This window comes from Pseudomonas sp. GW821-FHT09C08 (genome assembly GCF_059418125.1).
The window spans coordinates 53,474-78,116 of record NZ_JBWKPG010000012.1 but is presented as its reverse complement, the minus strand read 5'-3'; the positions used below and the strand labels follow the sequence as shown (position 1 = coordinate 78,116).

General features: G+C 62.3%; 22 protein-coding genes. 12 read left to right on the top strand and 10 right to left on the bottom strand.

Annotation, left to right across the window (positions count from 1 at the left end; genetic code table 11):
- Window position 1: 1 nt before the first annotated feature.
- From AC07OJ_RS28020 to AC07OJ_RS28000, 5 genes are all read right to left on the bottom strand, one after another.
- Window positions 2-1,462 (bottom strand): mannose-1-phosphate guanylyltransferase/mannose-6-phosphate isomerase, encoded by a 1,461-nt coding sequence (locus tag AC07OJ_RS28020; protein WP_106804610.1) that lies wholly within the window; start codon window positions 1,460-1,462, stop codon window positions 2-4.
- Entirely contained in the window at window positions 1,462-2,901 is a 1,440-nt protein-coding gene (locus tag AC07OJ_RS28015) for an undecaprenyl-phosphate glucose phosphotransferase (RefSeq protein WP_065907235.1), read from the bottom strand. Before AC07OJ_RS28015 ends, AC07OJ_RS28020 begins: the two co-directional genes overlap by 1 nt.
- A gap of 442 nt (window positions 2,902-3,343) precedes the next feature.
- The gene (locus AC07OJ_RS28010; RefSeq protein ID WP_495095623.1) at window positions 3,344-5,830 is read right to left on the bottom strand and encodes a TonB-dependent siderophore receptor; all 2,487 of its coding nucleotides are present in this window, start codon (window positions 5,828-5,830) and stop codon (window positions 3,344-3,346) included.
- A 106-nt stretch (window positions 5,831-5,936) separates the two neighbouring features.
- Window positions 5,937-6,887, bottom strand: coding sequence for a FecR domain-containing protein (locus AC07OJ_RS28005; RefSeq protein ID WP_495095622.1), 951 nt, complete (start codon window positions 6,885-6,887; stop codon window positions 5,937-5,939).
- On the bottom strand, window positions 6,874-7,389 hold the full coding sequence (locus AC07OJ_RS28000) for a sigma-70 family RNA polymerase sigma factor (RefSeq protein WP_106804607.1): 516 nt from the start codon (window positions 7,387-7,389) through the stop codon (window positions 6,874-6,876). Before AC07OJ_RS28000 ends, AC07OJ_RS28005 begins: the two co-directional genes overlap by 14 nt.
- A 160-nt stretch (window positions 7,390-7,549) precedes the next feature.
- Here AC07OJ_RS28000 and AC07OJ_RS27995 point away from each other — a divergent pair, with 160 nt between their 5' ends.
- Window positions 7,550-8,179: a LysE family translocator gene (locus AC07OJ_RS27995; protein WP_495095621.1), complete on the top strand. Its 630-nt coding sequence runs from the start codon at window positions 7,550-7,552 to the stop codon at window positions 8,177-8,179.
- 55 nt (window positions 8,180-8,234) lie between these two features.
- Here AC07OJ_RS27995 and inhA read toward each other — a convergent pair whose 3' ends face one another.
- Entirely contained in the window at window positions 8,235-8,915 is a 681-nt protein-coding gene (inhA, locus tag AC07OJ_RS27990) for an isonitrile hydratase (RefSeq protein ID WP_065907219.1), read from the bottom strand.
- A gap of 90 nt (window positions 8,916-9,005) precedes the next feature.
- On the opposite strand from inhA, the gene AC07OJ_RS27985 reads away from it, so the two are divergent.
- Together AC07OJ_RS27985 and AC07OJ_RS27980 are read left to right on the top strand one after the other, a co-directional pair.
- A complete protein-coding gene (locus tag AC07OJ_RS27985; protein WP_495095620.1) occupies window positions 9,006-9,974 on the top strand; it encodes a GlxA family transcriptional regulator in 969 nt (322 codons plus the stop codon).
- Between the two features lie 109 nt (window positions 9,975-10,083).
- The gene (locus AC07OJ_RS27980) at window positions 10,084-12,294 is read left to right on the top strand and encodes an ATP-binding protein (RefSeq protein WP_495095619.1); all 2,211 of its coding nucleotides are present in this window, start codon (window positions 10,084-10,086) and stop codon (window positions 12,292-12,294) included.
- Here the strand turns inward: AC07OJ_RS27980 and AC07OJ_RS27975 are convergent.
- The 4 genes from AC07OJ_RS27975 to AC07OJ_RS27960 all read right to left on the bottom strand — a co-directional run bounded on the left by AC07OJ_RS27975 (window position 12,291) and on the right by AC07OJ_RS27960 (window position 16,412).
- Complete coding sequence (locus tag AC07OJ_RS27975; protein ID WP_495095618.1) at window positions 12,291-13,187, bottom strand: alpha/beta fold hydrolase; 897 nt, start codon at window positions 13,185-13,187, stop codon at window positions 12,291-12,293. The two genes, AC07OJ_RS27980 and AC07OJ_RS27975, sit on opposite strands and share 4 nt — an antisense overlap.
- Before the next feature lie 83 nt (window positions 13,188-13,270).
- The gene (locus tag AC07OJ_RS27970) at window positions 13,271-13,744 is read right to left on the bottom strand and encodes an isochorismatase family protein (protein ID WP_495005514.1); all 474 of its coding nucleotides are present in this window, start codon (window positions 13,742-13,744) and stop codon (window positions 13,271-13,273) included.
- Window positions 13,745-13,792: 48 nt separating this feature from the next.
- Window positions 13,793-15,619, bottom strand: coding sequence for a glycoside hydrolase family 15 protein (locus AC07OJ_RS27965; protein WP_495095617.1), 1,827 nt, complete (start codon window positions 15,617-15,619; stop codon window positions 13,793-13,795).
- Complete coding sequence (locus AC07OJ_RS27960; protein ID WP_106804602.1) at window positions 15,612-16,412, bottom strand: glucose 1-dehydrogenase; 801 nt, start codon at window positions 16,410-16,412, stop codon at window positions 15,612-15,614. Before AC07OJ_RS27960 ends, AC07OJ_RS27965 begins: the two co-directional genes overlap by 8 nt.
- Before the next feature lie 254 nt (window positions 16,413-16,666).
- On the opposite strand from AC07OJ_RS27960, the gene AC07OJ_RS27955 reads away from it, so the two are divergent.
- The 9 genes from AC07OJ_RS27955 to AC07OJ_RS27915 all read left to right on the top strand — a co-directional run bounded on the left by AC07OJ_RS27955 (window position 16,667) and on the right by AC07OJ_RS27915 (window position 24,584).
- Window positions 16,667-17,374 carry an HAD family hydrolase gene (locus AC07OJ_RS27955; RefSeq protein ID WP_065907202.1) on the top strand — a complete coding sequence of 236 codons (708 nt, stop codon included), beginning with the start codon at window positions 16,667-16,669 and terminating at the stop codon, window positions 17,372-17,374.
- Between the two features lie 169 nt (window positions 17,375-17,543).
- Complete coding sequence (locus AC07OJ_RS27950) at window positions 17,544-18,620, top strand: transaldolase family protein (RefSeq protein WP_216864351.1); 1,077 nt, start codon at window positions 17,544-17,546, stop codon at window positions 18,618-18,620.
- Window positions 18,617-19,345 carry a sulfotransferase-like domain-containing protein gene (locus tag AC07OJ_RS27945; RefSeq protein ID WP_495095616.1) on the top strand — a complete coding sequence of 243 codons (729 nt, stop codon included), beginning with the start codon at window positions 18,617-18,619 and terminating at the stop codon, window positions 19,343-19,345. Before AC07OJ_RS27950 ends, AC07OJ_RS27945 begins: the two co-directional genes overlap by 4 nt.
- A 10-nt stretch (window positions 19,346-19,355) precedes the next feature.
- A complete protein-coding gene (locus AC07OJ_RS27940) occupies window positions 19,356-20,081 on the top strand; it encodes an SDR family NAD(P)-dependent oxidoreductase (RefSeq protein WP_495095615.1) in 726 nt (241 codons plus the stop codon).
- Window positions 20,078-21,214 carry a hypothetical protein gene (locus AC07OJ_RS27935; protein ID WP_495095614.1) on the top strand — a complete coding sequence of 379 codons (1,137 nt, stop codon included), beginning with the start codon at window positions 20,078-20,080 and terminating at the stop codon, window positions 21,212-21,214. Before AC07OJ_RS27940 ends, AC07OJ_RS27935 begins: the two co-directional genes overlap by 4 nt.
- A gap of 7 nt (window positions 21,215-21,221) precedes the next feature.
- Window positions 21,222-21,992 carry a class I SAM-dependent methyltransferase gene (locus AC07OJ_RS27930; RefSeq protein ID WP_065907189.1) on the top strand — a complete coding sequence of 257 codons (771 nt, stop codon included), beginning with the start codon at window positions 21,222-21,224 and terminating at the stop codon, window positions 21,990-21,992.
- Between the two features lie 10 nt (window positions 21,993-22,002).
- Window positions 22,003-23,232: an MFS transporter gene (locus AC07OJ_RS27925; RefSeq protein ID WP_282396391.1), complete on the top strand. Its 1,230-nt coding sequence runs from the start codon at window positions 22,003-22,005 to the stop codon at window positions 23,230-23,232.
- Complete coding sequence (gene cysC, locus AC07OJ_RS27920) at window positions 23,229-23,843, top strand: adenylyl-sulfate kinase (RefSeq protein WP_065907185.1); 615 nt, start codon at window positions 23,229-23,231, stop codon at window positions 23,841-23,843. Before AC07OJ_RS27925 ends, cysC begins: the two co-directional genes overlap by 4 nt.
- A 96-nt stretch (window positions 23,844-23,939) precedes the next feature.
- Window positions 23,940-24,584 (top strand): CGNR zinc finger domain-containing protein, encoded by a 645-nt coding sequence (locus AC07OJ_RS27915; RefSeq protein ID WP_065907183.1) that lies wholly within the window; start codon window positions 23,940-23,942, stop codon window positions 24,582-24,584.
- Window positions 24,585-24,643 lie beyond the last annotated feature (59 nt).

The following is a 24,643-nucleotide window of genomic DNA, read 5'->3' as shown; positions in this document are numbered from 1 at the left end:
GTCATTTCTTCGCCTCGAGAGGGGCGCGCCCGTAGATGTCGTCGAAGCGCACGATGTCGTCTTCGCCCAAATACTCGCCGCTCTGCACCTCGATCATCACCAGGTCGATGATGCCGGGGTTGGTCAGCCGGTGTTTGTGCCCGGCAGGGATGTACGTGGACTCGTTGGCGTTGATCAGGAATTCACGCTCGCCGTTGGTGATCTGCGCCGCGCCGCTGACCACCACCCAGTGTTCGCTGCGGTGGTGGTGCATCTGCAATGACAGCGAGGCCTGGGGCTTGACCACGATGCGCTTGATCTTGAAGCGGCTGCTTTCTTCGAGCACGGTGTAGGTGCCCCACGGCCGCGTGACGGTACGGTGCAGGCTGTACGCCGGGTGGTTCTGGCGCTTGAGTTCGGCGACGATGTAGCGCACGTCCTGGCTGCGGTTGGCGTCGGCGATCAGCAGCGCATCCGGGGTGTCGACGATGATCAGGTCGCGCACGCCCACCGCGCCCAACACGCGCTTGGGCGAGTCGATGTAGCAGTTGTGCACGTCATGCAGGATCGCTTCGCCGTTGACCTGGTTGCCGTGCGCATCGCTGGGCGTGAGCTGGCGCAGCGCTTCCCAGGAGCCGATGTCGCTCCAGCCGATATCGCAGGGCACCACGGCGACCTGCTGGGACTTTTCCATCAGGGCCACGTCGATGGAAATATCCGGCGCGCTGCCAAAGGCATCGGCGTCCAGCTCACGCTGGCGCGAGGTTTTGTTCTGCAGGCTCTGGCTGTGTTCCAGCGCGGCGCGCGCGGCCTCCAGCACGTCGGGGGCATGGGTGGCCAGTTCCTCCACCAGGGTGCTGGCCTTGAAGCAGAACATACCGGCGTTCCACAGGTGCTTGCCGCCGTCGAGGTAGGCCTGGGCGGTGGCCAGGTCGGGCTTCTCGACGAAGCGCTTGACCCGGTTGCCGGTGCTCAGCGGCTCACCTTGTTCGATATAGCCGAAGCCGGTTTCCGGGTGGTCGGGCTGGATGCCGAAGGTCACCAGATAGCCGGCCTCGGCCAGGTCGCGGGCCTGGGTCACCGCCGCGGCGAACGCGACTTCATTGAGGATCAAGTGGTCGGCAGGCATCACCAGCAATTGCGCATCGCCGCCGAAATGCTCCTGCACATGCAGCGCCGCCACGGCAATCGCCGCGGCCGTGTTGCGGCCGAACGGCTCCAGCAGCAAATCCAGCGGCAGGTGCGCCTTGTTGACCAGGCGGTAGTCATCCAGGGTGCGAAACAGCAGGTCGCGGTTGGTCACCGTCAACACGCTTTCCACGCCGGGCAGCTTGGCGGCGCGCTGGAAGGTCTTTTGCAGCAGGCTCTGGCCATCGCGCATGCGCATGAACGGCTTGGGCATGTTCTGCCGGGACACCGGCCACAGCCGCGTGCCCGAACCACCGGAAATGATGCAGGGAATTAATCCGTTGAGGGTATTCATCAATAGACTTCCTTGGTGGAAAGGACGGCCGGGACCGTCATGAAGACGATGTACAAGTCAAACCACACCGACCACTTGGAGATGTACTCCAGGTCGTACTCGACACGTTTCTGGATTTTGAACAGGGTGTCGGTCTCACCCCGGTAACCATTGATTTGCGCCCAGCCGGTGATGCCGGGCTTGACCCGGTGCCGCGAGCTGTACTCGCTCACCGCCACTTCGAAGGGAATGCCCGCGGCCTTGGTGGCGGTGGCGTGCGGGCGCGGGCCGACCATGGACATGTTGCCCAGCAGCACGTTGAACAGCTGCGGCAACTCGTCGATGCTGGTCTTGCGGATGATGCGACCCACGCGGGTGATGCGCGGGTCCTGGCGGGTGGTCTGGCGCTCGGCAGTGAAGTCGCTCTGGTCGGTGAACATCGAGCGGAACTTGAACACGCGGATTTCGTTGTCGTTATAGCCGTAGCGGTTCTGGCGAAACAGCACCGGCCCCTTGGAATCGAGTTTGATCGCAATCGCGGTCGCCAGCATCACCGGTGACAACGCCACCAGGGCCAGGCTCGCCAGGAGGAAATCCTCACAGCGCTTGATCACCGGCGACCAGCCGCGCAAGGGCAATTGCGAGGTGTTGAACATCAGGATCCCGCCCACGTCGGTGATGCGGCTGTGGCCGTAGCGCAGGGCGGCCATGTCGGGCACCAGCATCACGTTCACCGACATCTGCCGCAGACGGTTGACCAGCCCGTGGATGCGTTGCTCGGCGGCCCACGGCAGGCAGATCATGACCTGGTTGACCTGCTCGGCGCGGATCAGTTTTTCCAGGTCGCGAGTGTTGCCGAGCAAGGGCAGGTTGCTCAGCTCCTTGGGGATCCGCTCGGTGCGGTCGTCGATAAAACCGATCAGGCCGGAGCGGATATCGCCGTTGCGCTGCAGGTGGTCGGCAACGTGCACGGCCGTGTCGGTAAAGCCCAGAATCACCGTGCGTTGCAGGTACTTGCCGGCGCTCATCAGCCGGCGGTACAGGCGCAGCATGACCAGCCGTTCGAGGCACAGCAAGCCCAGGCTGGCGACGTACCACGCGGCCAGGTTGCGCGGGCTCAACTGCGGAAAAAACTGCAGGATCTGGTACATGAACAGCAGAATGCAAAACGCTGCGGTCCAGGCCTTGATCTTGGCTTTGAGGCGCAGGCGGTTGCTGAACAGCTCCTCGGAATAGATGCCCAAGGCCTGGAACAGGATGATGGTCAGCACTGCGAAAAATACCAGCAGGCCGATGAAATGCGGGCGCAACTCAGGGGCCAACGGGTCCAGGAAAAGCACCAGGACCAGCGGCGGCAGAATGGCCGTGAGGCCATGGATCAATTTGACGAAAACGACAAAGAACTCAACAAAACCGGCGCGCGTTAAAAACAGGCTGTCGACGGACGACTTTTCTCGCATAAAACATCCCTCATTGCACTCCAGTTGCTGTTGTTCGTTGTCGCTTCAATAAAGCCGCGATGGCGTTAGAGGGCACTTCGAACTACGGCTACTCTGGGTAATACGCAACTACCAATCCAAATGCACATATCAGTGAAGCTATCCATTTGAAGGGATTTTGCGGCGATAGTGACTAAAGGAGTGTTCCCTTTTCGTGCTTAGTCAACGAATTGACGATGGTGCGGAGGTGGCGTGCTAGACAGGTTAATCAGTCTTTTCAGTGGCATTTTATTGACATTCCTTGTCCGAACACTCGGTGAATGGGTGTGTTTTTGAGTGTAGGAACAAATGTGAGATTTTTCCTCTTTAAAGGACAAACCTTTTTCCAGCGGCAGTAGGAAGGGGGGACAAAGAGGGCGTGGCAGGGCGCACTAAGTGCCCTGCCACTGGGGGTTTCGTGGGATCAGAAGTTGCCTTTCAAACTAACGGTGAAATTGCGCGGTTCACCGTAGAAGTTGCCCCATGATGCAGTTCCGACGGTGTTGTAATAGGTTTTGTCGAAGAGATTGTTGCCATTGACCGCCACGGTCCAGGTGTCGTCGAGACGGTAGGCCAGGCGCGCGCTCCAGGTCGCGTAGCCTGGCTGTTCCAGCTTGATGGTCTGTACGCGGTAATTGCTGCTCTGGGCATTGACCCCGGCACCCACGCTCCATTTCGACAGCGCGCCGTCGAGCTGGTAGTCGCCCCACATCCGCAGCATGTGGCGCGGTACGTAGCTGTTGGAAACACCGCCTTCTGCGGCGCTGTCGATGTTCTTCAGGGTCTTGGTCTGGGTGTACGTGTAGCCGCCGGACACCTGCAGGCGCTCGAGCAGTTCGCCGCTGACTTCGGCCTCCACGCCCTGGGCGCGGACCTTGCCGGTATCGGTGTAGCAATAGCCATCGGCGGAGGTCGGGCAGAAACTCAGGTAGTCGGTTTCGGCGGCGTTTTTCTCGATGGAGCGAAACAGCGCCAGGGAGCTGTTGAGGCGCCCCTCGAACCACTCGCCCTTGATGCCCAGCTCGTAGTTGTCGCCGATTTTCGGCTTGAGCGCGGCGCCGTCGGCGGTGGCGTAGGCGCTTTGCGGCTGGAAGATATCCGCGTAGCTGGCGTACACCGACAGGTGCTCGTTGAGGTCATAGATCAGCGCGGCGAACGGTGTGACCTCGCCGGTTTCCTTCGTGCGAGCATCCTGCAGCGACCATTCGCCCCAACCGAGGCTGTAGGACTGGCGACGGTTTTCGTACCAGCTCACGCGGCTGCCCACGATGAACATCAAGGGCTCGGCCAGGCGCAGGCGCAAGGTCGCGTAAGTGCCGTACTGGGTCGCGGTCTCCTTGATGGTGCTGCCACGGTACATGTTGGGCCAGAAGGTGTTGTCGGCCGGTTCCGGGAAGTGATGGTTGGGTTGGTAAATGCTCTGGCGCGTGGGCAGGTTCTGGATCGCGTAGATGTCGTCCTGAGTGCCACGGCTGCCGTTGGCGCCGAGGATCAGTTCGTGCTGCAGGCCGAAGGCTTCGAATTTGCCGTCGAGGTAGGCGTCGAGGCCGAAGTCCTTGTGGTCGTAATCCATCAGCGCCGCGTAGGAGACGGCGGTCGGAGCTGGGTTGTCGTAGGCAATGGTGCCTTCGCTGGCGGCGTACTTGATGTCTTGCAGGTTGCGGCTGTGCACGGCCGCGACCTTGAGTTTCCAGTCGTCGTTGAGCTGCTGCGTGAGGTCGGCGAAGTACGTGGCGCGCCGGCTTTGCCAGTCGTTCCAGGATTGGCCCAGGCAGGTCGAGCGGCTGAGCTTGGCACTCTTGCCATCGGCGTAGCGCGGCAGGCCGCCCCAGCACGGGGTGGCATCGACATCTTCATAACTGGCGCCGAGGCCGAGGGTGGTGTCGGCGCTGAGGTCGATGTCGAGGGCGCCGTAGAAGGCCTGGTCCTGACGCTTGGCGATGTCCATGTAGGAGCCACGATTCTGCTGGCTGACCGCCGCACGGCCGCGCACCGTGCCGCTGTCATTCAGCGGGCCGCCGGTGTCGACGTCGGCGCGGTAATTGTCCCAGGTGCCGGCGGACAGCGACAGGCTGGTGGTGGGGCTGGCCTGTGGCCGCTTGCGCACGAAGTTCACCGCGCCGCTGGCCGTGCCGGCGCCCTTGAGCATGCCGGCGGCCCCCTTGAGCACTTCCACACGGTCATAGATCGCCATGTTGGCGCTGAAACTGTCGGCCTGTGCGTAGTCCTTGCCCATGTCCAGCGGCACGCCGTCGTACTGGTACTGGCCGAGCATCTTGAAACCACGGGAATAGAAATACTTGCCGCCCATCGGCGATTCATAGGAGGTGATGCCGGGCGTGCGCTCCATTACGTCGTCGATGGTGGTGAGGTTCTGGTCATCCATCAATTGGCGGGTCATCACGCTCACTGATTGCGGCGTTTCGCGCAGGCTGTGTTGACCTTTACCGATGGTGACTGCGCCGGTGGTGTAGGACCCGGTGCCATCGGTGGTTGCCCCCAGGCGGTCGCCGGTGACGGTGGTGGCGCCCAGGTTGAGTGCTCCGGTGTCGGCCACTTGCGGCAACAGCAGCCAGTTGCTGCTGCCCTGGCGCTGGGCTTGCAGGCCCTGGTCGCGAAGCAACTGGCCGAGGGCTTGCTCGCGGTCGAAGCGGCCACTCAGGCCCGGGCTGGCTTTGCCGGCCACGCTGGTGGCGTCGTACGACAGGCTGATCCCGGCCTGGCGGGCGAACTGGTCCAGCGCACTGGCCAGGGAGCCGGCGGCGATGTTCCAGTCGCGGGCCTGGGTGTCACTCGCCAAGGTGTCGGCCAGCACGGCCAGCGGCACGGCGCTGCCACTGAGGCAGGCACCGAGCAAGGCGGCCTGTACCGCGCGCTTGAGTGGAGAACGTTGTGAGGGGAACGCTTGCATGACCGCGGGATGCTCCTGAAGGAAGTGGACAGAACCGGCCTGTTGATCGGCCTTTCCTTACAGGTCGAGCGGCAATGAGAATTCACCTCATTTATTTTTCGAAACGTTAAACCCGAGGGCTGACGGTCACCCAATAACGGCTGCGGTAGGTGACGTCGACCGGCAGCGATTGCGCCACCAGGCTCAGCACCTGATCGGTATCGTTCAACTGATAAGTCCCCGATACGCGCAACCCGGCCACCGCTTCACTGCAACGCAGCAGGCCATTGCGGTAGCGGCTCAACTCGCTGAGGAAGTCGTCCAGGCGCATATTGTGGGCACTGATCACGCCGTCACTCCAACCCCAGGGATCGAGGCCGTTGGCGATGGGCGCATGAATGCCGGTGTGGTCGAACAGCATCTGCTCGCCGGGCTTGAGCACGTGGCGCGCGTTGGCCTCCCGGCTGTTGGCAAATAACGCCACGGCGCCCTGTTGGACGGCGAGCAGCGTGCCCTGGGCTTCTTCACGCACCAGGAAGCGGCTGCCGAGGGCACGCAGGTAACCGTCGCGGGTCTGTACCCACAGTGGCCGGTCGTCGACGCCCGTGTTCACCAGTATTTCGCCCCGGTGCAGGTGCACCAGGCGGCGCTCGGCACTGAACGTGGCGTCGAAGGCGCTGGCGCTGTTGAGCTGGATCTTGCTGCCGTCGTCCAACGCCACCCAACGCCGCTCACCCGTGGCGGTGCGGTAGTCGGCCATCAAGCCGGGCAGCGGTGTGTAGTCGCGACCGAGCCAGGTCAATCCCGCTGCCCCGGCCACCAGCCCGAGCAGCTTCAAGCCTTCGCGGCGGCTGATGCGTTGACGCGCACCTTGCAGGGCATGGCGGCCGACCTGGGCCGGCAGCTGGTTGAAATCATCGTTCATGGTCGCCACCCGCTGCCACACCTGCTGGTGCTCGGCGCTGGTGTGCAGCCAGCGATCGAACGCGGCGGTGCTGACGTCGTCGGCCACGTTGAAACGCAGCTTGATCATCCATTGAATGGCCTGGTCCACCAGGCGCGGGTCAGAGTTCGGCATAGCGCAACCGATAACAGGCGTGCAGCGCCTTGGCCAGGTCGCGCTCCACGGTAGCCTTGGACACGCCCAGGCGCAGGGCGATCTGCGCGCAGGTCAGGCCATCCAGTTGCGCCAGCAGGAAGGCTTCGCGCACCCGTGGCTTAAGCTGGTCGAGCAGGCGATCGATGCGTTCCAGGCTGTCGAGGATCAGCCACCGGGTTTCTTCCGACGGCACCTCGACCTCGGGGAAGTGGGCGAGGCTTTCGAGGTAGGCGCGTTCCAATTCGCGGCGCCGGTACTGGTCGATCATCAGGCTGCGCGCGATGCTGCTCAGGTAGGCGCGGGGCTGTTGCAAGGTCTGCTGCTTGCGTGCGTTGAGCAAGCGCACGAAGGTTTCCTGCGCCAGGTCGGCGGCATGTTCACGGCAACCGGTGCGGCGGTTCAGCCAGCCACGCAGCCAGGAATGATGGGCGTGGTACAGCTGGCCGATGGCGGCATGGTCCAGTGGGTGGTCGCTCGACATGGGCATCCTGGCGCAGCAGTCTTAATTGATAATGTTTCGCATTCTAGACGGTGGTCGTGGCCATTCGCAATTCCCGGCACGCAATGTATCCAGCACAATTTTTTGTTCGGCCGGGGTGAGCCGACTAATCTGCAGGCTTTTCCTCATGGATGGCGCGAGCATGATCGACCTTGCAATCCTGGCGGTGTTTTCCGGTGCTGTGCTGCTGTTGCTGTTATCGCCGGGGCCGAACATGGCGTTTGTCATCACCCATGGGGTGACCCATGGCTGGCGCGGGGGAATGGCCTCGGCGCTGGGCATTGGCGTGGCAGACCTGCTGTTGACCGGGTTGACCGCCTCGGGGGTCACTGCGGTGGTCGCGAGTTGGCCGCCGTCGTTCGACCTGATCCGCTTTGCCGGGGTGATCTATCTGCTGTGGCTGGTGTTCAAGACGCTGCAGAAACGTCCGGGTGGGGCGCAGGCTCAAGTCGAGCGGGTGCCGCTGGGCCGAGTGTTTTTGCAGGCCATGCTCAACAGCCTGCTCAATCCAAAGGCGCTGCTGTTCTTTGTGGTGTTCCTGCCGCAATTCGTGCGCCCTGAGACGGGGTCGATCGCGATACAACTGCTGGTGCTGGGCGGCGTACTGACAGTGATCGCCGCGGTGTTTCACCTGTTGCTGGGGATTTTCGGCGGCACAGTCAGCCGGTTTTTTGCCGGCCGTTCAGCGGGTGCGGCGTTGCAGAAATGGGGCCTGGCGACGGTGTTGACCGTGCTGGCCGTGCGCCTGGCGCTGATGTCTCGTCCGGCCTGAGCCTGTTGTGGCGAGCAAGCTCGCCACAGGTACCGCCAGCTTCCCAGGCTCAACCTCAGCCCAACCGTGCCGCCGCCCGTGCGACGATTTCTCCGCGGGTCTTGCGCGACTCGGCGGTGCGTTTGTGGGCTTCTTCCAGTACGTGCTTCGGCGCGGTGTCGGGGCTGCCCGAATCAAACGGCGGCGCCGGCGCGTATTCGATCTGCAGTTGCACCAGCTGCGCCGCCGCTTCGCTGTACAGCTCGGCCGCCAGGGTCAGGGCGAAGTCGATACCGGCGGTGATTCCGCCACCGGTGAACAGGTTGCCGTCGCGCACGACACGCGCCTGGACCGGGATCGCGCCAAGCGGGGCGAGCAGGTCGTGGTAGGCCCAGTGAGTCGTGGCCTTGCGCCCGCGCAGCAAACCCGCTGCACCGAGCACCAGCGAGCCGGTGCACACCGAAGTCACGTAGCGCGCGGTGTGCGCCTGGGCCTTGAGGAAGTCCAGGGTGGACGGGTCTTCCATCAATGCGCCCACGCCGGAACCGCCGGGCACGCAAATAACATCCAGGGCAGGGCAGTCGGCATAAGTCATGGTCGGGGTGAACACCAGGCCGGTGCTGGACGTGACCGGTGCGAGGTCCTTCCATATCAGGTGCAGCTTCACCTCCGGCAGCGAGCCCAGCACGTCATAAGGGCCGGTCAGGTCCAGTTGCTGGATGCCGGGGAACAACAGAAAGCCAATCTGCAAGGTCATGAATGAAGCTCCGCTAAAGGGGTGGACGACTTCACTCTAGAGGCCTAGGCTTTGGCGAATACGCCATTGAGCCCACCAATCACGCCAATCATGCCCAGAATCATCCACGTCCTCGCTTTCGATAACGCCCAGGTCCTCGATGTGACCGGGCCGTTACAGGTGTTCGCTTCGGCCAATGACCTGGCGCGCCAACGCGGCTTGCCGTTGCCGTACGCCGTCAGCGTGATCGCCGACCAGGCAGAACCGGTCATGACCTCGGCGGGCCTGGCGTTGGTGGCGCAGCCGCTGCCCGCTGTCGACGCACCTTGCGACACCTTGGTGATCGCCGGTGGCTGGGGCGTGTACGGCGTCGCCGAAGACGCCGCGCTGGTGCAGTGGGTGCGTGAAAAATCCCGTCATACCCGGCGCATGACGTCGGTGTGCACCGGGGCTTTCCTGCTGGCCGCCAGCGGCTTGCTCGACGGTTGCCGCGTCGCTACCCACTGGACCCGCTGCGAGGAACTGGCGCGCAAGTTTCCCGCGCTGACGGTGGAGTCCAACCCGATCTTTATCCAGCAAGGCTCAGTGTGGACGTCCGCTGGTGTGACGGCCGGCATCGACTTGTGCCTGGCCCTGGTCGAGGAAGACCTGGGCCGCGCCGTGGCCCTGGAAGTGGCGCGGCACCTGGTGGTGTTCCTCAAGCGCCCCGGCGGCCAATCGCAGTTCAGCGTGACCCTGTCGCTGCAAAAAGCCGGCAGCCGCTTTGCCGAGCTGCACGCCTGGATCGCCGACAACCTCACCCTCGACCTCAACATCGCGACGCTCGCCGCCCAGGCGGGCATGAGCGAGCGCAGTTTCGTGCGTCACTACCGCGCCGAAACTGGCCAGACGCCCGCGCGCGCCGTCGAGTTGATCCGGGTAGAAACCGCACGCCGGCAACTGGCCGACAGCACCGCATCGATCAAGCGCATCGCCGTGCACTGCGGTTTTGGCTGTGAAGAGACGCTGCGCCGCAGCTTTTTGCGCGCCCTGCGAGTCACGCCCCAGGCCTACCGCGAGCGGTTCTACGATCCGGCTTGAACGAAAACGTACACATCTGTACCAAGGTGCTATGTTGGCTGACTACCTTGCGCAGTGAGCACCCGCCGCTGCACCGCTGTTTCCTCCGCCCCCCGGCGTGACGCTGCTCATGAAGCCATTGCCTGTGATCGGCGCCGTCCCCCTGTCGGACGATTGCGCAAGCGAGCCTATTCACATTCCCGGCTCGATCCAGCCCCACGGGTTGCTGCTGACCCTCAGTGAGCCGACGCTGGTGGTGCTGCAGGCCAGCGCCAACGTCAATACCGTGTTGGGCCTTGGCGGCGAGTCGTTGTGCGGCCAGGCGCTGGGCAGCCTGATCGGCGCAGACGCGTTAGCCCAGGTGCGCCTGGCGCTGGTCGACCTGGACACGGATGAAGACGAGCTGCGCCCAGTGACGCTCAACGGTGATCTTTTTGACGCCTTGCTGCACCGGCACCAGGGCGTGCTGTTTCTCGAACTGGAGCGCGCCGTGACACCCCGGCATGCCGCCGCGCTGCATGTCGCCCGTGCCCTGCGTCGCCTGCAGTCGGCGAAGAGCCTCGATGGGCTGTACCAGATCTGCGTCACCGAGATCCGCGCACTCACCGGCTATGACCGCGTCACCCTGTACCGATTCGAGCATGAGGGCCACGGCAAGGTGATCGGCGAGTCCCTCAGTGACGGCATGCCGCCGTACCTGGGCCTGTGTTTTCCGGCGTCGGATATCCCGCCCCAGGCGCGTGAACTGTACCGGCTGAACTGGATTCGCGTGATTCCCGATGCCGCCTACACGCCAGTGCCGATCCTGCCGGCCCTGCGCCCCGACACCGGCCAGGCGCTGGACCTCAGTTTCGCGGTGCTGCGCAGTGTCTCGCCGGTGCACTGCCATTACCTGAAAAACATGGGCGTGCGTTCGTCGATGAGTATTTCCCTGCTCAAGGACGACCAGCTCTGGGGCCTGATCACCTGCGGCCACCGCGAGCCCCTGCGCGTGCCCCATGAGTTGCGCACCGCCTGCACCAGCATTGGCCAGTTGCTGTCGATGCAGATCACCTTGCTCCAGGAGCAGGAGGCCCGCCGCCAGCAGCAGGAAAAAACCAGCATGATCGATGCGCTGGCGACTGCCATGGCGCTGCAGACCTGTGACGTGATGGAGAGCCTGCGCCCGCACGCGCAGATCTTGCTCAACCTGACGGCCGCCGATGGGCTTGCGATTCTGGTGGAGGCGCGGCTGCACCGGTTTGGCGTGTGCCCCACCGAGGAAGAGATCCGCGCCTTGTATCCGTGGCTCCAGGCGCAGGGCAAGGGCGTGGTCTGCAGCCATCAATTGGGCGCGGAGTTCCCGCCGGCGGTGGCTTATCAAGCCATCGCCAGCGGCCTGTTGGCTTTTCGCCTGCCAAAGCCGGTGGACAACGCGGTGATGTGGTTCCGCCCGGAGGTCCAGACCACCGTGCACTGGAGCGGCGAGCCGATCAAATCGCGCGAAGCGGGCACGACCACATTGAGCCCGCGCCTGTCGTTTGAGCGATGGAAGCAGCAGGTCGACGGCAAGGCGCTGCAATGGTCGCCCTCGGAGTTGCTCGCGGTGGAAAGCCTGCGCCGCCACGCCCTGGAACATGACCTGGCGCGCCAGGTACAGCGCGAACACGCCGCCGTGCGCGCGCGGGATGAGTTGGTGGCGGTGGTCTCCCATGACCTGCGCAGCCCGCTGACCATTCTGCTGATGCAGTGCGGCATGATGCGCAAGCTGGTGCCCGTCGACGACACCAAGGCCAGCCTGCGCCTGACCAGCGCAATTGAAACCATGCAGAACGCCACCTCGCGCATGAACACCTTGCTCGAAGACCTGATTGATATTTCGCGCATCGAGGCCGGGCGTTACCGGGTGGCCCCGCAACCGCTGGATGTGGTGACGACCCTGGAGCAACTGGGCCTGATGTGGCAGCCGCTGGCGGCGGCCAAGGGCGTCAACCTGACCTGGCAGGCCCAGCCAGGGCTGCGCGTCGAGGCCGACCCGGAGCGACTGTTCCAGGTGTTTTCCAATCTGCTCGGCAATGCCTTGAAATTCACCGGCCTGGGCGGCGCAATCGAGGTGCTCGCCCAGGCGGCGGATGATCACGTGCTGTTTCGCGTCTGCGACAACGGCGCCGGCATCGGCGCGGCGCAACTGCCTTACATCTTCGAACGCTACTGGACGTCCCGCGAGGGCAACCCCACCGGCAGCGGCCTGGGCTTGTACATTTCCCACGGGATCATCCAGGCCCATGGCGGCACGCTGTGGGCGGAAAGCGTAGCGGGGCAGGGCAGCGTCTTCAGCTTCCGGCTTGCGGCTGCGCCCTAGCGTCGGTCGAGCAACTCAATGATCGCTGCCAGAGTCGCCTGCGGGGCTTCCTGGGGAATATTGTGGCCGACGCCGGGCAACACTTCGCGCCGGTAAAAGCCGCTGAAGTGCTCCACATCGTCATCCTCTTCCGGCGGTGGTCCGACGCCATCATCGGCACCACACAGCGAAATGCTCGGCACCGAAATCGGCGGTTGCAGGGCCAGGGCCACTTCGATGGGCTCCAACGCCGGGTCGCCGGGTGCGTACATGAAGCGATGGCGATAGGAGTGAATCACCACCTCGACAAAGTCCGGATTGTCGAACGACGGCGCCGTCTGGTCATACAGGCTCGGCCCCTCGGCCCAGGACGGCGACCACAGTGACCAGAGCAACTTGCACAACTGCGCGCGATTGGCGGTCAGCCCATCCACGCCGCGCTGGGTATGAAAGTAGAACTGGTACCACAACCGATGCTCCGTCACGGGCGAGCGCGGCTTGAGCGACTTGGCGATGTCCTGGAGGTTGTAGCCGTCCCCGGTCACCAACCCGCGCACCCGCTGCGGCCACAGCGCCGCGACAATACACGCGGCGCGGCCACCCCAGTCATACCCGGCAAGCGTGGCCTGCGGGATCGACAACGCATCCATGAACTCGAGCAAGTCCTTGGCCAGCGCCGCCTGTTGCCCGGAGCGCAGCACTTGCTCATTGATAAACCGCGTCGGGCCATAGCCTCGCAGGTACGGCACCAGCACCCGACACCCGCGCGCGGCCAGCACCGGCGCGATCGCGTCGTAGCCGCGCGGGTCGTAGGGAAAGCCATGCAGCAGGATCACCGGGGTACCGTCGGCGGGGCCATGGGCTTCATAAGCCACGTCGAGCATGGAGGTACGTATATAGAGCAGTGCGGTCATGGGGGCTCCTGTCGGTGGGTCAGCGGTGTTGCAACTGTAGTCCACGGGCGTGACGGGATAGGGCGCGCCTGAAGACAGTAGGGTTACTTGTCCAGGTCCAGCTCGGCGCTGCTGCGCACCTGTTTGAAGTGGTGCCGCCACAGATCCACGCCCAGCTTGCCCGAGCGATCCAGCGACGAGCCGACCGTCAAGTCGCTGATCAAGGTCGGCTGCAGCCCGGCATCGAACAACGCAAACCCCGCCGCCAATACGCAGGTGTCGGTCTGGATACCGCACACCAGCACGCGCTCGGGGGCCAGGCTTTTCAGGTAGGCGATGGTTTCGGGTGTCGGCGCATAGCCGTGCTTGATGAAGACGCGATCTGCCGCGATCAGGCTGCGGTCATCCGGGGCCGGTTGCCAGCCGAGCTGGCGGGTGAAGGGCGTGATGCTCTCGTCATGGCGCTCCACGGTGGCCACTGACGGCAATCGCCCGAGCAGGGCATTGATGCCGTCCACCAGCCACTCGGGAGGGTTGAAGGAAGGTTGCACATCGATGATCAGCAGTACCTGGCGCATGGGGCTCCCGTGACGGGTCGAGGGGCGCCCCATTGTGCACAGCCCACCTCAGGGTTGCCAGGTGGTCTTCTCACCGCTGAGCTTGCGGTCCAGGAAGGTGGCCGCGCTGATCAACGCCAGATGGCTCAAGGCCTGGGGGGTATTGCCGAGGTGGTGGGCCTGGCTGTCGAACTCTTCGGCGTACAACCCCAGCGGGTTGGCGTAGCGCAGCAGTTGCTCGAACTCCAGGTGGGCCTTCTCCACCTGCCCGGCGCGGGCCAGGCATTCGACGTACCAGAACGAGCAGGCGGCAAACGCGCCTTCGGTGCCTTGCAGGCCGTCGATCTGGCTGTCGTCGTTGCGGTAGCGGTAGACCATGCCATCGCGCACCAGGCTTTTCTGGATGGCTTCCAGGGTCGAGAGCCAGCGCGGGTCGGTGGCGGCGACGAAACGCACCAGCGGCATCAGCAGCATCGAGCCGTCGAGCGCCGTACTGCCGATGTGCTGCACGAAGTGTCCGCGTTCCTCGTTCCAGAAGTTGCTCCAGATGTCGGCGTAGATGGCCTGGCGCGTCTGGTCCCAGCGTGCAAACGGCGCCGGCAGCGAGCGCTTGGACGCCAGGCGGATCGCCCGGTCCAGGGCTACCCAGCACATCAGCCGCGAATGCAGGAAGTGATGCTGCTCGCCGCGCATCTCCCAGATGCCCACGTCTTTGCGGTTCCAGATCTCGCAGACCTGATCGGTGACTTCCACCGTGTGTTTCCAGCCCTCGTGGGAGATGGCCTCGCCGTACTTGTTGACCAGGTACACCGCGTCCATCAGTTCGCCATAGATATCCAGCTGGATCTGGTCGACCGCCTCATTGCCGATGCGCACCGGTTTGGCGCCACCGTGGCCGCTCAAATGCTCCAGCTGGGTTTCGGGCAGCTCCTGGCGACCGTCGATGCCGTAGAGGATATTGATCTTGGTCGGCTGGCCGCAGCAGTCGCTGACCCGGCCCTTGAGCCAACGCATATAGGCGTTGGCTTCTTCGACAAAGCCCAGGCGCATGAAGGCGTAGACGGTGAACGAGGCGTCGCGGATCCAGGTGTAGCGGTAGTCCCAATTGCGCTCGCCGCCTGGGGTTTCCGGCAGTCCGAAGGTCGCGGCGGCAATGATTGCGCCGTGTTTGCGCGAGGTCAGCAGCTTGAGCGCCAGGGCCGAGCGGTTGACCATTTCGCGCCAGCGCCCGCGATAGTTCGACTGCGCGATCCAGCCGCGCCAGAACTTCAAGGTATGGGCCAGTGCAAGGTCGGTGCAGCCGCTGTCCACACGCTCATCGTCCTGGCCGCCGAGCACGAACTCGGCGCCTTCTTCCTGGCCCAGCTCAAAGTGCGCCACGGCGGCGTCGTTTTCGATCTGCAGCGGGTGGCTGCCGGCCAGGCGCAGGCCTGGCTGGCCATCGGCGGTGAAACACACGGTGCCGTTATCGAGGGCGGCGTGGGTGGACGCGCGCGCGTAATCATGGCGCACGGCGCAATGCAGGTGGAGGGTGGCCTTGCCGCTGACCACACGCACGCGGCGGATCAGCAGGGGCAGGTCGTCGATTTCTTCGCTGATGGTCAGCAGGTCGGTGACTTCGACCACGGCTTCGTCGCTGAGCCAGCGGGTTTGCAGCACATTGGTATCAGGCAGGTAGATCTGCTCGCGTCGCGCGTTGGGCAGGTCGGGGGTGAGCTGGAAAATCCCGGCACCGGGGGTGTCCAGCAGCGAGCAGAAGATCGACGGGCTGTCGAATTCCGGCCAGCAGAAGAAATCGATGCTGCCTTTGTCATTCACCAGGGCGGCACTGCGCATGTCGCCGATGATGCCGTGGGCATCGATGGCGCTTTGTTGCTCGTCATTCAAATCAACCATTGCCACGAAACTCCGGATAAAGGCTCATGCCGCCGTCAATAAACAAGGTGCTGCCCACTACATAGTCGGAGGCATCACTGGCCAGCCACACCACCGCGTTGGCCACGTCCTCCACATCGCCGATGCGGCCGTAGGGAATCAGCTTCAGCAGCTCCTTCGCTGCCGCGCCTTCAGTGGCGGCGCGGTTGATCGCGGTGCGGATCGCGCCGGGCGCAATGCCGTTGATGCGGATGCGCTGTTCGCTGACTTCCTGGGCGAGGGTGCGCATCAACATTTCCACGCCGCCCTTGGACGCCGCGTAATTCACATGCCCGGCCCAGGGAATGAGCTGGTGCACCGAACTCATGTGGATGATCTTGCCGGCCGCCCGCGACACGCCTTCACGCAGGCCCTGGCGATTGAAGATACGCACGGCCGCGCGTGCACACAGGAACTGCCCGGTGAGGTTGACGCCGATCACGCTGTTCCAGTCGTCCAGGCTCATGTCGACCAGGTTGGCGTCCTTTTGCATACCGGAATTGGCCACCAGGATGTCGAGGTGACCGAAGGCCTCGAGGGTCTGGGCGAATAAACGTTCTACGTCGGCCTCTTTGGACACATCGGCGCCAATGGCAATCGCCCGGCCGCCTTCTGCATTAATCTCGGCCGCCAGGGCTTCGGCCGGTGCGGCCTGGGCGTTGTAATTGAGCACGACGGCGGCGCCGGCCTGGGCCAACGCCTTGGCCGCGCCGGCGCCGATTCCGGAACTGGCGCCTGTCACCAGTGCCACTTGTTGCTCCAACGAGATGTGCATTGCCCACCCGACCTTAAATTCGTGAGTTCAAGTAGCTGACTGACGCCGCGCAACGGAAGTTCATCCGTGTGATTTTAGCGACTACAACCATGGTGATAAATGGAATAAAAGAATAATAAGAAATAACCATAAGATACTAAAAAACCGCTCAAAAGCGTTTGACAGGATTTTTTGTCGCGTGTCTTATAGGCACACCTCAACCCGCTCCGTTGGTAGTTCGGATGTCATCGCGGGGCCACCTATAAGAGAAATGTATGTGCCTGTCGGCCGTTATAGGGGAACTACCAGAGCAGGAAAAACGGGCCGCGTTATTACGCGCTCCCAAGTTGATTATCTTCGATTGCGACGGTGTCTTAGTTCACAGTGAAGAAATCACCCTGTCTGTGTTGATTACCCTGCTGAATGCCCAAGTAACGGGCAGTTTCAAACTGGATGAAGAAACGTATATCGAGCGCTTCCGCGGTCGTCGCATCGCTGAGTGTTTGCGCGAAGCGCAAGGGTTATTAAATATCGAGTTGGACAGTCAGTTCGAAGCACACTTTCGACACCAGGCCCTGGCGGCACTGACACTCAACTTGAAAGCCACTGATGGAATGGTTGAAGTCCTGCAGTCCTTGACGGTGCCTTATTGCGTAGCGTCGAGTGCGCCGCGCAACAAGATAGAACATTGCCTGCGCATTACCGGGCTGTTGCCTTACTTCGAGGGGCGGATATTCAGTTGTTATGAGTTGGGCCGTTGGAAACCCGATCCCCTGGTGTTTTTAACCGCCTGTGCAACTTACAACATTGACACCGCTGACGCCTGGGTAGTTGAAGACAGTGTCACCGGCGTCCAGGCGGCGATGGCAGCGCATATAAAAGTGCTGGGGTTTGGCCCGCCCAGTCGCCACGCACAGTTGGCAGCGGCCGGGGCATTACCGTTTTCCGATATGCGTGAAGTGTTGTCCCTTATTAATCATTGACCTTACTCAGGGAGGAGGCGTTGTGAGCGTACACGGTTATAGAGAACGGCTTAAGGCCAATGACCCCGGTTCAGAAGTGTGGTGGGATTCATCGCCGGTGGTGTACGCGCCTTTTAAAAGTCACTTGCTGGACAAGTACCCGGCGGCGATTGCGCATATCGAGCAGGTGATGCCCGATGAGTTCTCGCAGGGCAGCGGCTTCAGCAGTGTGACCACCAACCCCCGGCTGGTGACCGCAGCCATTCTCGACAAGCGCGAGTATTGGTCGTCGCGCTTCAACCTGGCGAGCCTGTCGCCCGCAGAGTTGCGCAAGAAGCTCTACAACGAAGTGATTGCCGAGGGCGCCGCAGCGCTCCAGGCGCTCTGGGTGCAGTCGGGTCAGGTCGAAGGCTGGATGTGCGCGCAGGTCGACCCGGTGGATGTGCGTTGTATCGAACGCATGACGGCCCGCGGGCTGGAACTGCAGCAACTGGCGCCGAACGTGATGGTCAAGGTGCCCGGCAGCCTGGAGGGCATGGCCACCGTCGAATACCTGGTGGCCCGGGGCGGTTCGGTGAATATCACCTTCTGCTTCACGGTCTCGCAGTTCCAGGCCGGCCTGCAGGCCATCGAGCGGGGCATGGCGACCGCACGCAGTCACGGTATCGACACCCGTCATTGCCGGCACGTGATTACCTTCATGATCGGACGGTTTGCCTGTCAGCCGGAATTTGCGTTGCAGGCGGCGGAGCGCGGCCTGGCGCTGAGCCCGGAGGAACTGCGCTGGGCCGAACTGATGGTCTACGAGCAGATCCAGGCGCTGGTCGCGGCGTCGACGGTGCCGGTCAAGACCCTGCTGTCCAGCATCAAGATCGATGTCGACGAGCGCGGCAACAAGCACTGCTGGCACCTGGAAAAAACCGGGCTGAAGGCGACCTGCTACACGCTGACGCCGGACGTGGTGGAGTTCCTGATCGAGCGTGAGAGCCACGGCAAGCCGGTTGTCCCGGCGACGCAGCCGTTGACGCCGCCGGCGTCGATCTTCGCCAAGCTGATCCGGATTCCGTACTTCTGCGAAGCCTATTTCATCGACAGCATCGAAGCGTACGACTTCGGCAACCATGAGGCGTTTATCAACGCCTGCAACGAGGCCAACAGCGCGCACCGGCGGCTGGCCGATTACTGCGTGCGACTCTGCCCGGTGGCGAAGCCGTTCAAGCGGTCGCTCACCGCGCTGCTCGCTGCCGAATTCGGGGTGATCGCATGAACAAGATGATCGGGTTGTGGGCCCACCCACGTTCGCGCTCCACCGTGCTGGAACGGGTGTTCATCGAGCGTGGAGATTTTGAAGTGTTCCACGAGCCTTTTGCGCACATGGCGTTTACCGAGGCGTCGGCGATTCCTTCGGATGAGTGGGACCACAGTTTGCCCACCACGTACGAGGGCATCAAAGAGCACCTGCTGGCGGCCAAACAGCGCAGCAATGTGTTTCATAAAGACATGTGCTACCACTGCCTGGATGACTTGAAAGTTGATCTTGGGTTCCTCGCACAACAAGCCAATATCTTTCTTATTCGTGAACCGGCCAGCAGCATTATTTCCCATCATCGGGTCCATCCCGATATGCCTGTCCAGGCCATTGGGCATAAAGCGTTATATGACATCTTTTGCGTGGTCACCAAACTGACCGGAACAGTGCCCTATGTGATCAATGCCGATGATCTGGCGGCTGAGCCGGAACGGGTAATACGCAAACTATGTGATTACCTGGAGATTGAATTCCTGCCTCACGCCATGACGTGGAAACGTGAATGCCCGCCCCAGTGGAAAACCTGGAGAAGTTGGCACGTGGCGGCAGAAAACAGTGAACGGATTATTTCGCCGGCTAAACAACAGATTGATATGACAGTACTCGATCAATTTCCGAAGTTGCGGGAATTGTACGAATACCACCGCACGTTTTATGCGCGCATGAATGAATTTTGCCAATAAGGATTGTGGTATGAAGAAGTTGATTATTACCGGCGCGGCCAATGGCATCGGCCGGGCGACTGTCGAACAGGCGATTAAGGACGGTTACTTCGTTATTGCGGCCGACAAGGATCGACAGGGCCTGGAACGGCTGCAGGGGCTTCATGGCCGCGAGGTCCTGGAGACTCACGTTGCCGACTTCTCCGACCCCGCCGTTATCAAGGGGTTTATCCCCGCGCTGTATGAGCGCCATACAACGATCTACGGGCTGGTCAATAACGCCGGGATCTACCACGGCAAAAGCGTCTACGCCTATTCCGATGAGCAGATCGACGAAATCCTCAATGTGAACCTCAAGGCGCTGGTGTATCTGTCCAGGGATTTTGCCGAGCGCGAGATGAAGCACGAGGCCCCGCGCGCCATCGTCAATATTTCCTCGGTAGCGGGCGAGGTCGGCAGCTGTGACGCACTCTACGGTGCGACCAAGGCCGCGGTCATCGGCCTGACCAAGGCCAATGCCTGGAATTTCGCGCCGTTTGTGCGGGTCAACGCGGTCTCGCCGGCGCTGATCCATGAGACCGCGATCTACGACACCATCCCCGGGTACCGCCGTGTGGAGTACGCACGCCAGGAGATCCTCAAGGATCCCATCCTGCCCAGCGGTGTGGCCGAGGTGATTTTGCTGCTGATCGGTGAGGGCTTCCGGCACATGACCGGCAAGGTCATCCCCGTGGACAACGGAGCCTACCCACGGTGAGCCAGTCCCTGCGCAAGAAAAAACTGCTGCTGGTGGGCGCCGGCAACCTGTGCCTGCAGATCCTGAAGATTCTCGGGCCAAAAAACGCCTTCGAATTTGTGGTGCTGGGGCGCAACGAAGAGTCGACTGTCCGACTGTGCAACCTGGTGGCGCTGTCCTGCGCCCAGTTGGGCCAGTACATCGCAATCAAGCCGGTGATCGCCGACCTGACGGATATCCCCAAGGTGACGCGAGTGCTGCGTGAAGAAGCGCCGGACATGCTGGTGAACTGCGCGTCGTTGCAGTCGTGGCGGGTGATTACCGGCTTGCCGAGGTTGTCGTTCGAGCAGCTCGACCAGGCGCAATTCGGTCCCTGGTTGCCTATGCACCTGACGTTGATGCATTGCCTGATGCAGGCGGTAAAAGCCTCCGGCATCTCGGCCAGGACCGTGAATGCGGCCTTCCCCGATGCCGTCAATCCGATTCTGGCCAGGGTCGGCCTGGCGCCGGATATCGGCGTAGGCAACGTGGCCAACCTGATCCCGGCCACGCAGCTTTCCATCGCGCGGTTGCTCGAATGCGCGCCCGCCGACGTGCAGGTGCAGTTGTATACCCAGCACTACTTCAGCCACTACGTGCCGCGCGGTGGGTTGCCGCCGCGTGCCAGCTACCGCTTGTTATACGAGGTGCGCGACCGGCCGCCAGTAACGCACCTGTCAGACGCAGAGATCTTCTCCACGGTGAAGTCCGAGTTCCGCCGCCTGGGCGGGATCGATGGGCAGTTCCTGACGGCCTGCTCTGCGGTCACCGTCATCGAAGGCCTGTTTTCCCCCACGCCGGTGTGGGTGCATGCACCGGGCCCGCTTGGGCTGCCGGGTGGCTATCCGGTGAAGTTGCACGAGGGGCGGATCGACGTGCAGTTCAGCGAGGCCTGCCCCCAGGACGAAGCGGTGCGCATCAATAGCATCTGCCAGGGCCAGGATGGCATCGACGAAATCCACTGTGACGGATCGGTCACCTACAACCCGCAATGCATGGCCGTCATGCAGGCGCTGCTGGGGTACTCCAAGCCAACCATGTCCATCGAGCAGTCCGCCGACTTTGCCCGGGAATTGGCGAGCAAGTACCTGGCCTTCAAAAATTCAACTTGGTAGGTGTGTGATGAATCAGATGTCAGGGCGCAAACACAGCGAAGTCGCCAGTTATGCCACGCAATACTCCGCAGACTTCGTGGAGCGTTGGGACGAGTTGATCGATTGGGAAAAACGAAAGGCCGGGGAGAGCGGCTTTTTTGAAGAGCTGTTGCGCCAGCACGGTGTGCGCTCGGTGATCGATGTGTCGACGGGTAGCGGCTTCCACGCGGTCCAGCTCAAGGAAGCTGGGTTTGAGGTGGTGGCCACGGACGGCAGCAGCACCATGCTGACCAAGGCGCGGGAAAACTTCCGGCAACGCGGCCTGGAGATCGAATCGCACTACATGGATTGGCTCGCGCTGGATCCTACCGTGCTGGGCAAGTTCGACGCGGTGGTGTGCCTGGGCAGTTCGCTGTGCCACGTCTTTGAAGCCCATGATCGATTGCGGGTGCTGGAGAAGTTCAGGGCACTGCTCAAGCCGGGCGGCCTGCTGATTGTGGATCAGCGCAATTTCTTCGCGATTCGCGCGGGCAACTTCAAGGCCAGCGGCAATTACTACTATTGCGGCACCAACGCCTGCGTGACCCTGGGGCACGTCGATCAACACCTGTGTGAGTTCATCTACACCTTCGATGAGACCGAACAGTATCGCTTGAAGGTGTATCCGTTGTTGCCGGGCAAGTTGGCCACCGAGGTGCTTGCGTCCGGGTTTGGCGCGCATGAGAGCTACGGTGATTTCCAGCGCGACTACGACATGATGACCTGTGATTTTGTCATCCACACCGCGCGCGCCGTCTGAGGGTCAGAGCATGAGTACACTCGTACAGAGCAACCCCCGCACCCTCGACAGTGTGGTGCTGGCGGTGGTGTTGACCGGCTTCGTGGCCAGCACCTATGGGTTCGGCGTCTACCTGTTCGCCAACCTTGTGGTGGACATGCGCCGGGACATCGGCTTCGACTACACCACGGTCGGCGTGATCACCGGCGGCGCGCAGGTCGGCTTCCTGCTGTTTTCCTCGGTCACCAGCTATATCAGCCGGTTTTTCGAGGGCTGGAAAATCAGCCTGGTGTCCACCGTGATGACCTCCCTGGCGCTGCTGGGCTTGAGCATCAGCGACAACATCTGGCTGTCCGGCGCGCTGCTGATTCTGCTCGGTGGCTGTTCCGCCTCGGTGTATATCCCGCTGGCCGAGATCGTCACCAAGGGCTTCAGCCCGGGGAATCGCTCGCGGGTCATGGGGCTGATTTCCAGTGGCACCAGCTACGGGGTGTTTATCAATGGATTGCTGGTCTCGTTTCTCACCTTGAACGGCGGCTGGCGTTCGATCTGGCTCACCGCCGGCCTGATCTCCGTGGCGTTGTGCCTGGTGGCCTGGTTTCTGTTGCGTAACCTGGGGGCGAGCCAGGATGTCGGCTTTTCCGGGGAGCACCCGGCAGTGGCGGGCGGTGATCGGCCCTGGCTGAGTCGTTCGCTATACCTGACCTGGGCCATCGCTTTTCTCAACGGCATGGCACTGTTGCCGTTCCAGACATACCTGGCGCCTTTTCTTCGCGATGAGCTGGGTGTGTCGGTGCAGGATGCCGGGTTTATCTGGACCACCATCGGTGCCGTGGGCATGGCGTCAGGGTTTCTGGTCGGGTGGATCGCCGACAAGGTCGGCGTGCGGGCATCCCTGGCGATGTGCTTTTTGAGCGCGGGGCTTGCCGCCACCCTGGTATTCAGTTTCAACAGCCTTCCACTGTTCTACCTCGCGGCCTTTTTGTTCGCTTTGGCGTTCTACCCGATCTTCGGGCTTGTCCCCAGTTACATCGGGCAAATCGTCCCGGTCAGCCGCCTGACCCAGGCCTTTGGCATCGCCAATGTCCTGATCGGCCTGGGGGGCGTGTGCGGTAACTTCCTCGGCGGGTTTTCCAAGGACCTGACGGGGTCGTTCTCAAGCGTCTATTGGGTGGTTGCGCTCTTGTTGTTCGCGCAGTGCGTGATGGTGTTCATGTTGGGTAAACAACCTGTTTCGATGACGGCGGGAGAGCAGCCATGAGCTATGTTGCGCAAGGTCCAGGCCAGAACCTGCATGCGTTTGCGTTCAGCCATCTACGCGCCGAACACCCGCGCATGAAGCAAAGGCCGTTGGTCATCTGGATGACCGGCATCTCTGCCTCCGGCAAGTCGACCATTGCCGATGCACTGGACATTGCCCTGCAGGCCCAGGGGCGATTTACCTGCATCGTGGACGGCGACTCCGTGCGAGGCGGGCTGTGCCGGGACCTGGGATTTACCGACAACGACCGCGAGGAGAATATCCGGCGCGTCGCCGAAGTGGCGCGGCTGATGCTGGAGGCGGGGCTGATCGTGATCGTCGCGTTGATCTCGCCGTCGGCGGCCAGCCGGCACTACGCGCGCTCGATCATCGGCAATGAGTCGTTTGTGGAGGTGCATGTGGATGCGCCGTTGGAAACCGCCGAACAACGCGATCCCAAGGGCCTGTATAAAAAGGCCCGCGCCGGGCTGATCAAGAACTTCACCGGTATTGATTCGCGGTATGACCTGCCGATCTTTCCGGAAGTCCACTTGAATACCCAGGCGCTGTCGGTCGAGCAGTCCGTCGAGGCGATCCTCGATTGGGTCGCACGTAACGACGCGCGCACGTAGCCGTTGGTCTTTGCGTCGGTATCACACTGTCAGCCTTTTCAGAAAACAAGGTAATCTGCGGCATCGCCGCAAGACCGCGTTTTCTAAGGAGCAGACATGACGCATTTTACGGGCACTGCAAAATCGATCCGTCTGATTGGCGGGGCCCGGGTGTTGGACTTTATCAATACCACCAATGGCCGGCGTCCCGGCACCACCCTCAAGGTGATCGAAGAGCGGCTGACCAGTTTTCAGTTCTTCTTCGAATGGGCGCTCCATGCCTCGTTGATCTCGGCGCAAGAGTTCGATGACTACAAGCCCATGGTGTTTGAGTCGCCGATTTCCTATCAGCCCGACCTGGACGCGATCATCGCGTTCAGGGAGTGCCTGTACGCCGTGTTCTATCCGTTGTCATTGCAACAGGCCGCGCCCGATGCGCCATTGCAGCAGATCAACCTGGCATTCCAGCAGGGCGTTGCCTGGCGACTGCTGCGCTCGGTGGATGGCAAGCCTGCCTGGGAGTGGAAACCCTGCACCACCGCGCAGGAACTCACCACCATGGTGTTGGGCCGCCTTGCCATCGAGGCCACGCAAATGCTGGTGTCCGGTGATCTTCAGGCATTGAGGAGTTGCACGGCCACCGACTGCGATTGGGTGTTCCTGGACATCTCCAAGAACAAACTGCGCAAGTGGTGCCAGATGAGCGTCTGCGGCAGCCGGGAGAAGCTTAGCCGTCTCCGGCAGGTGGCCAGCCAGCCATAGCGAGTGCCACGGGCGACGGGTAGCAATTGCTCGACTTAATAGGAAGCATTACTATTCAC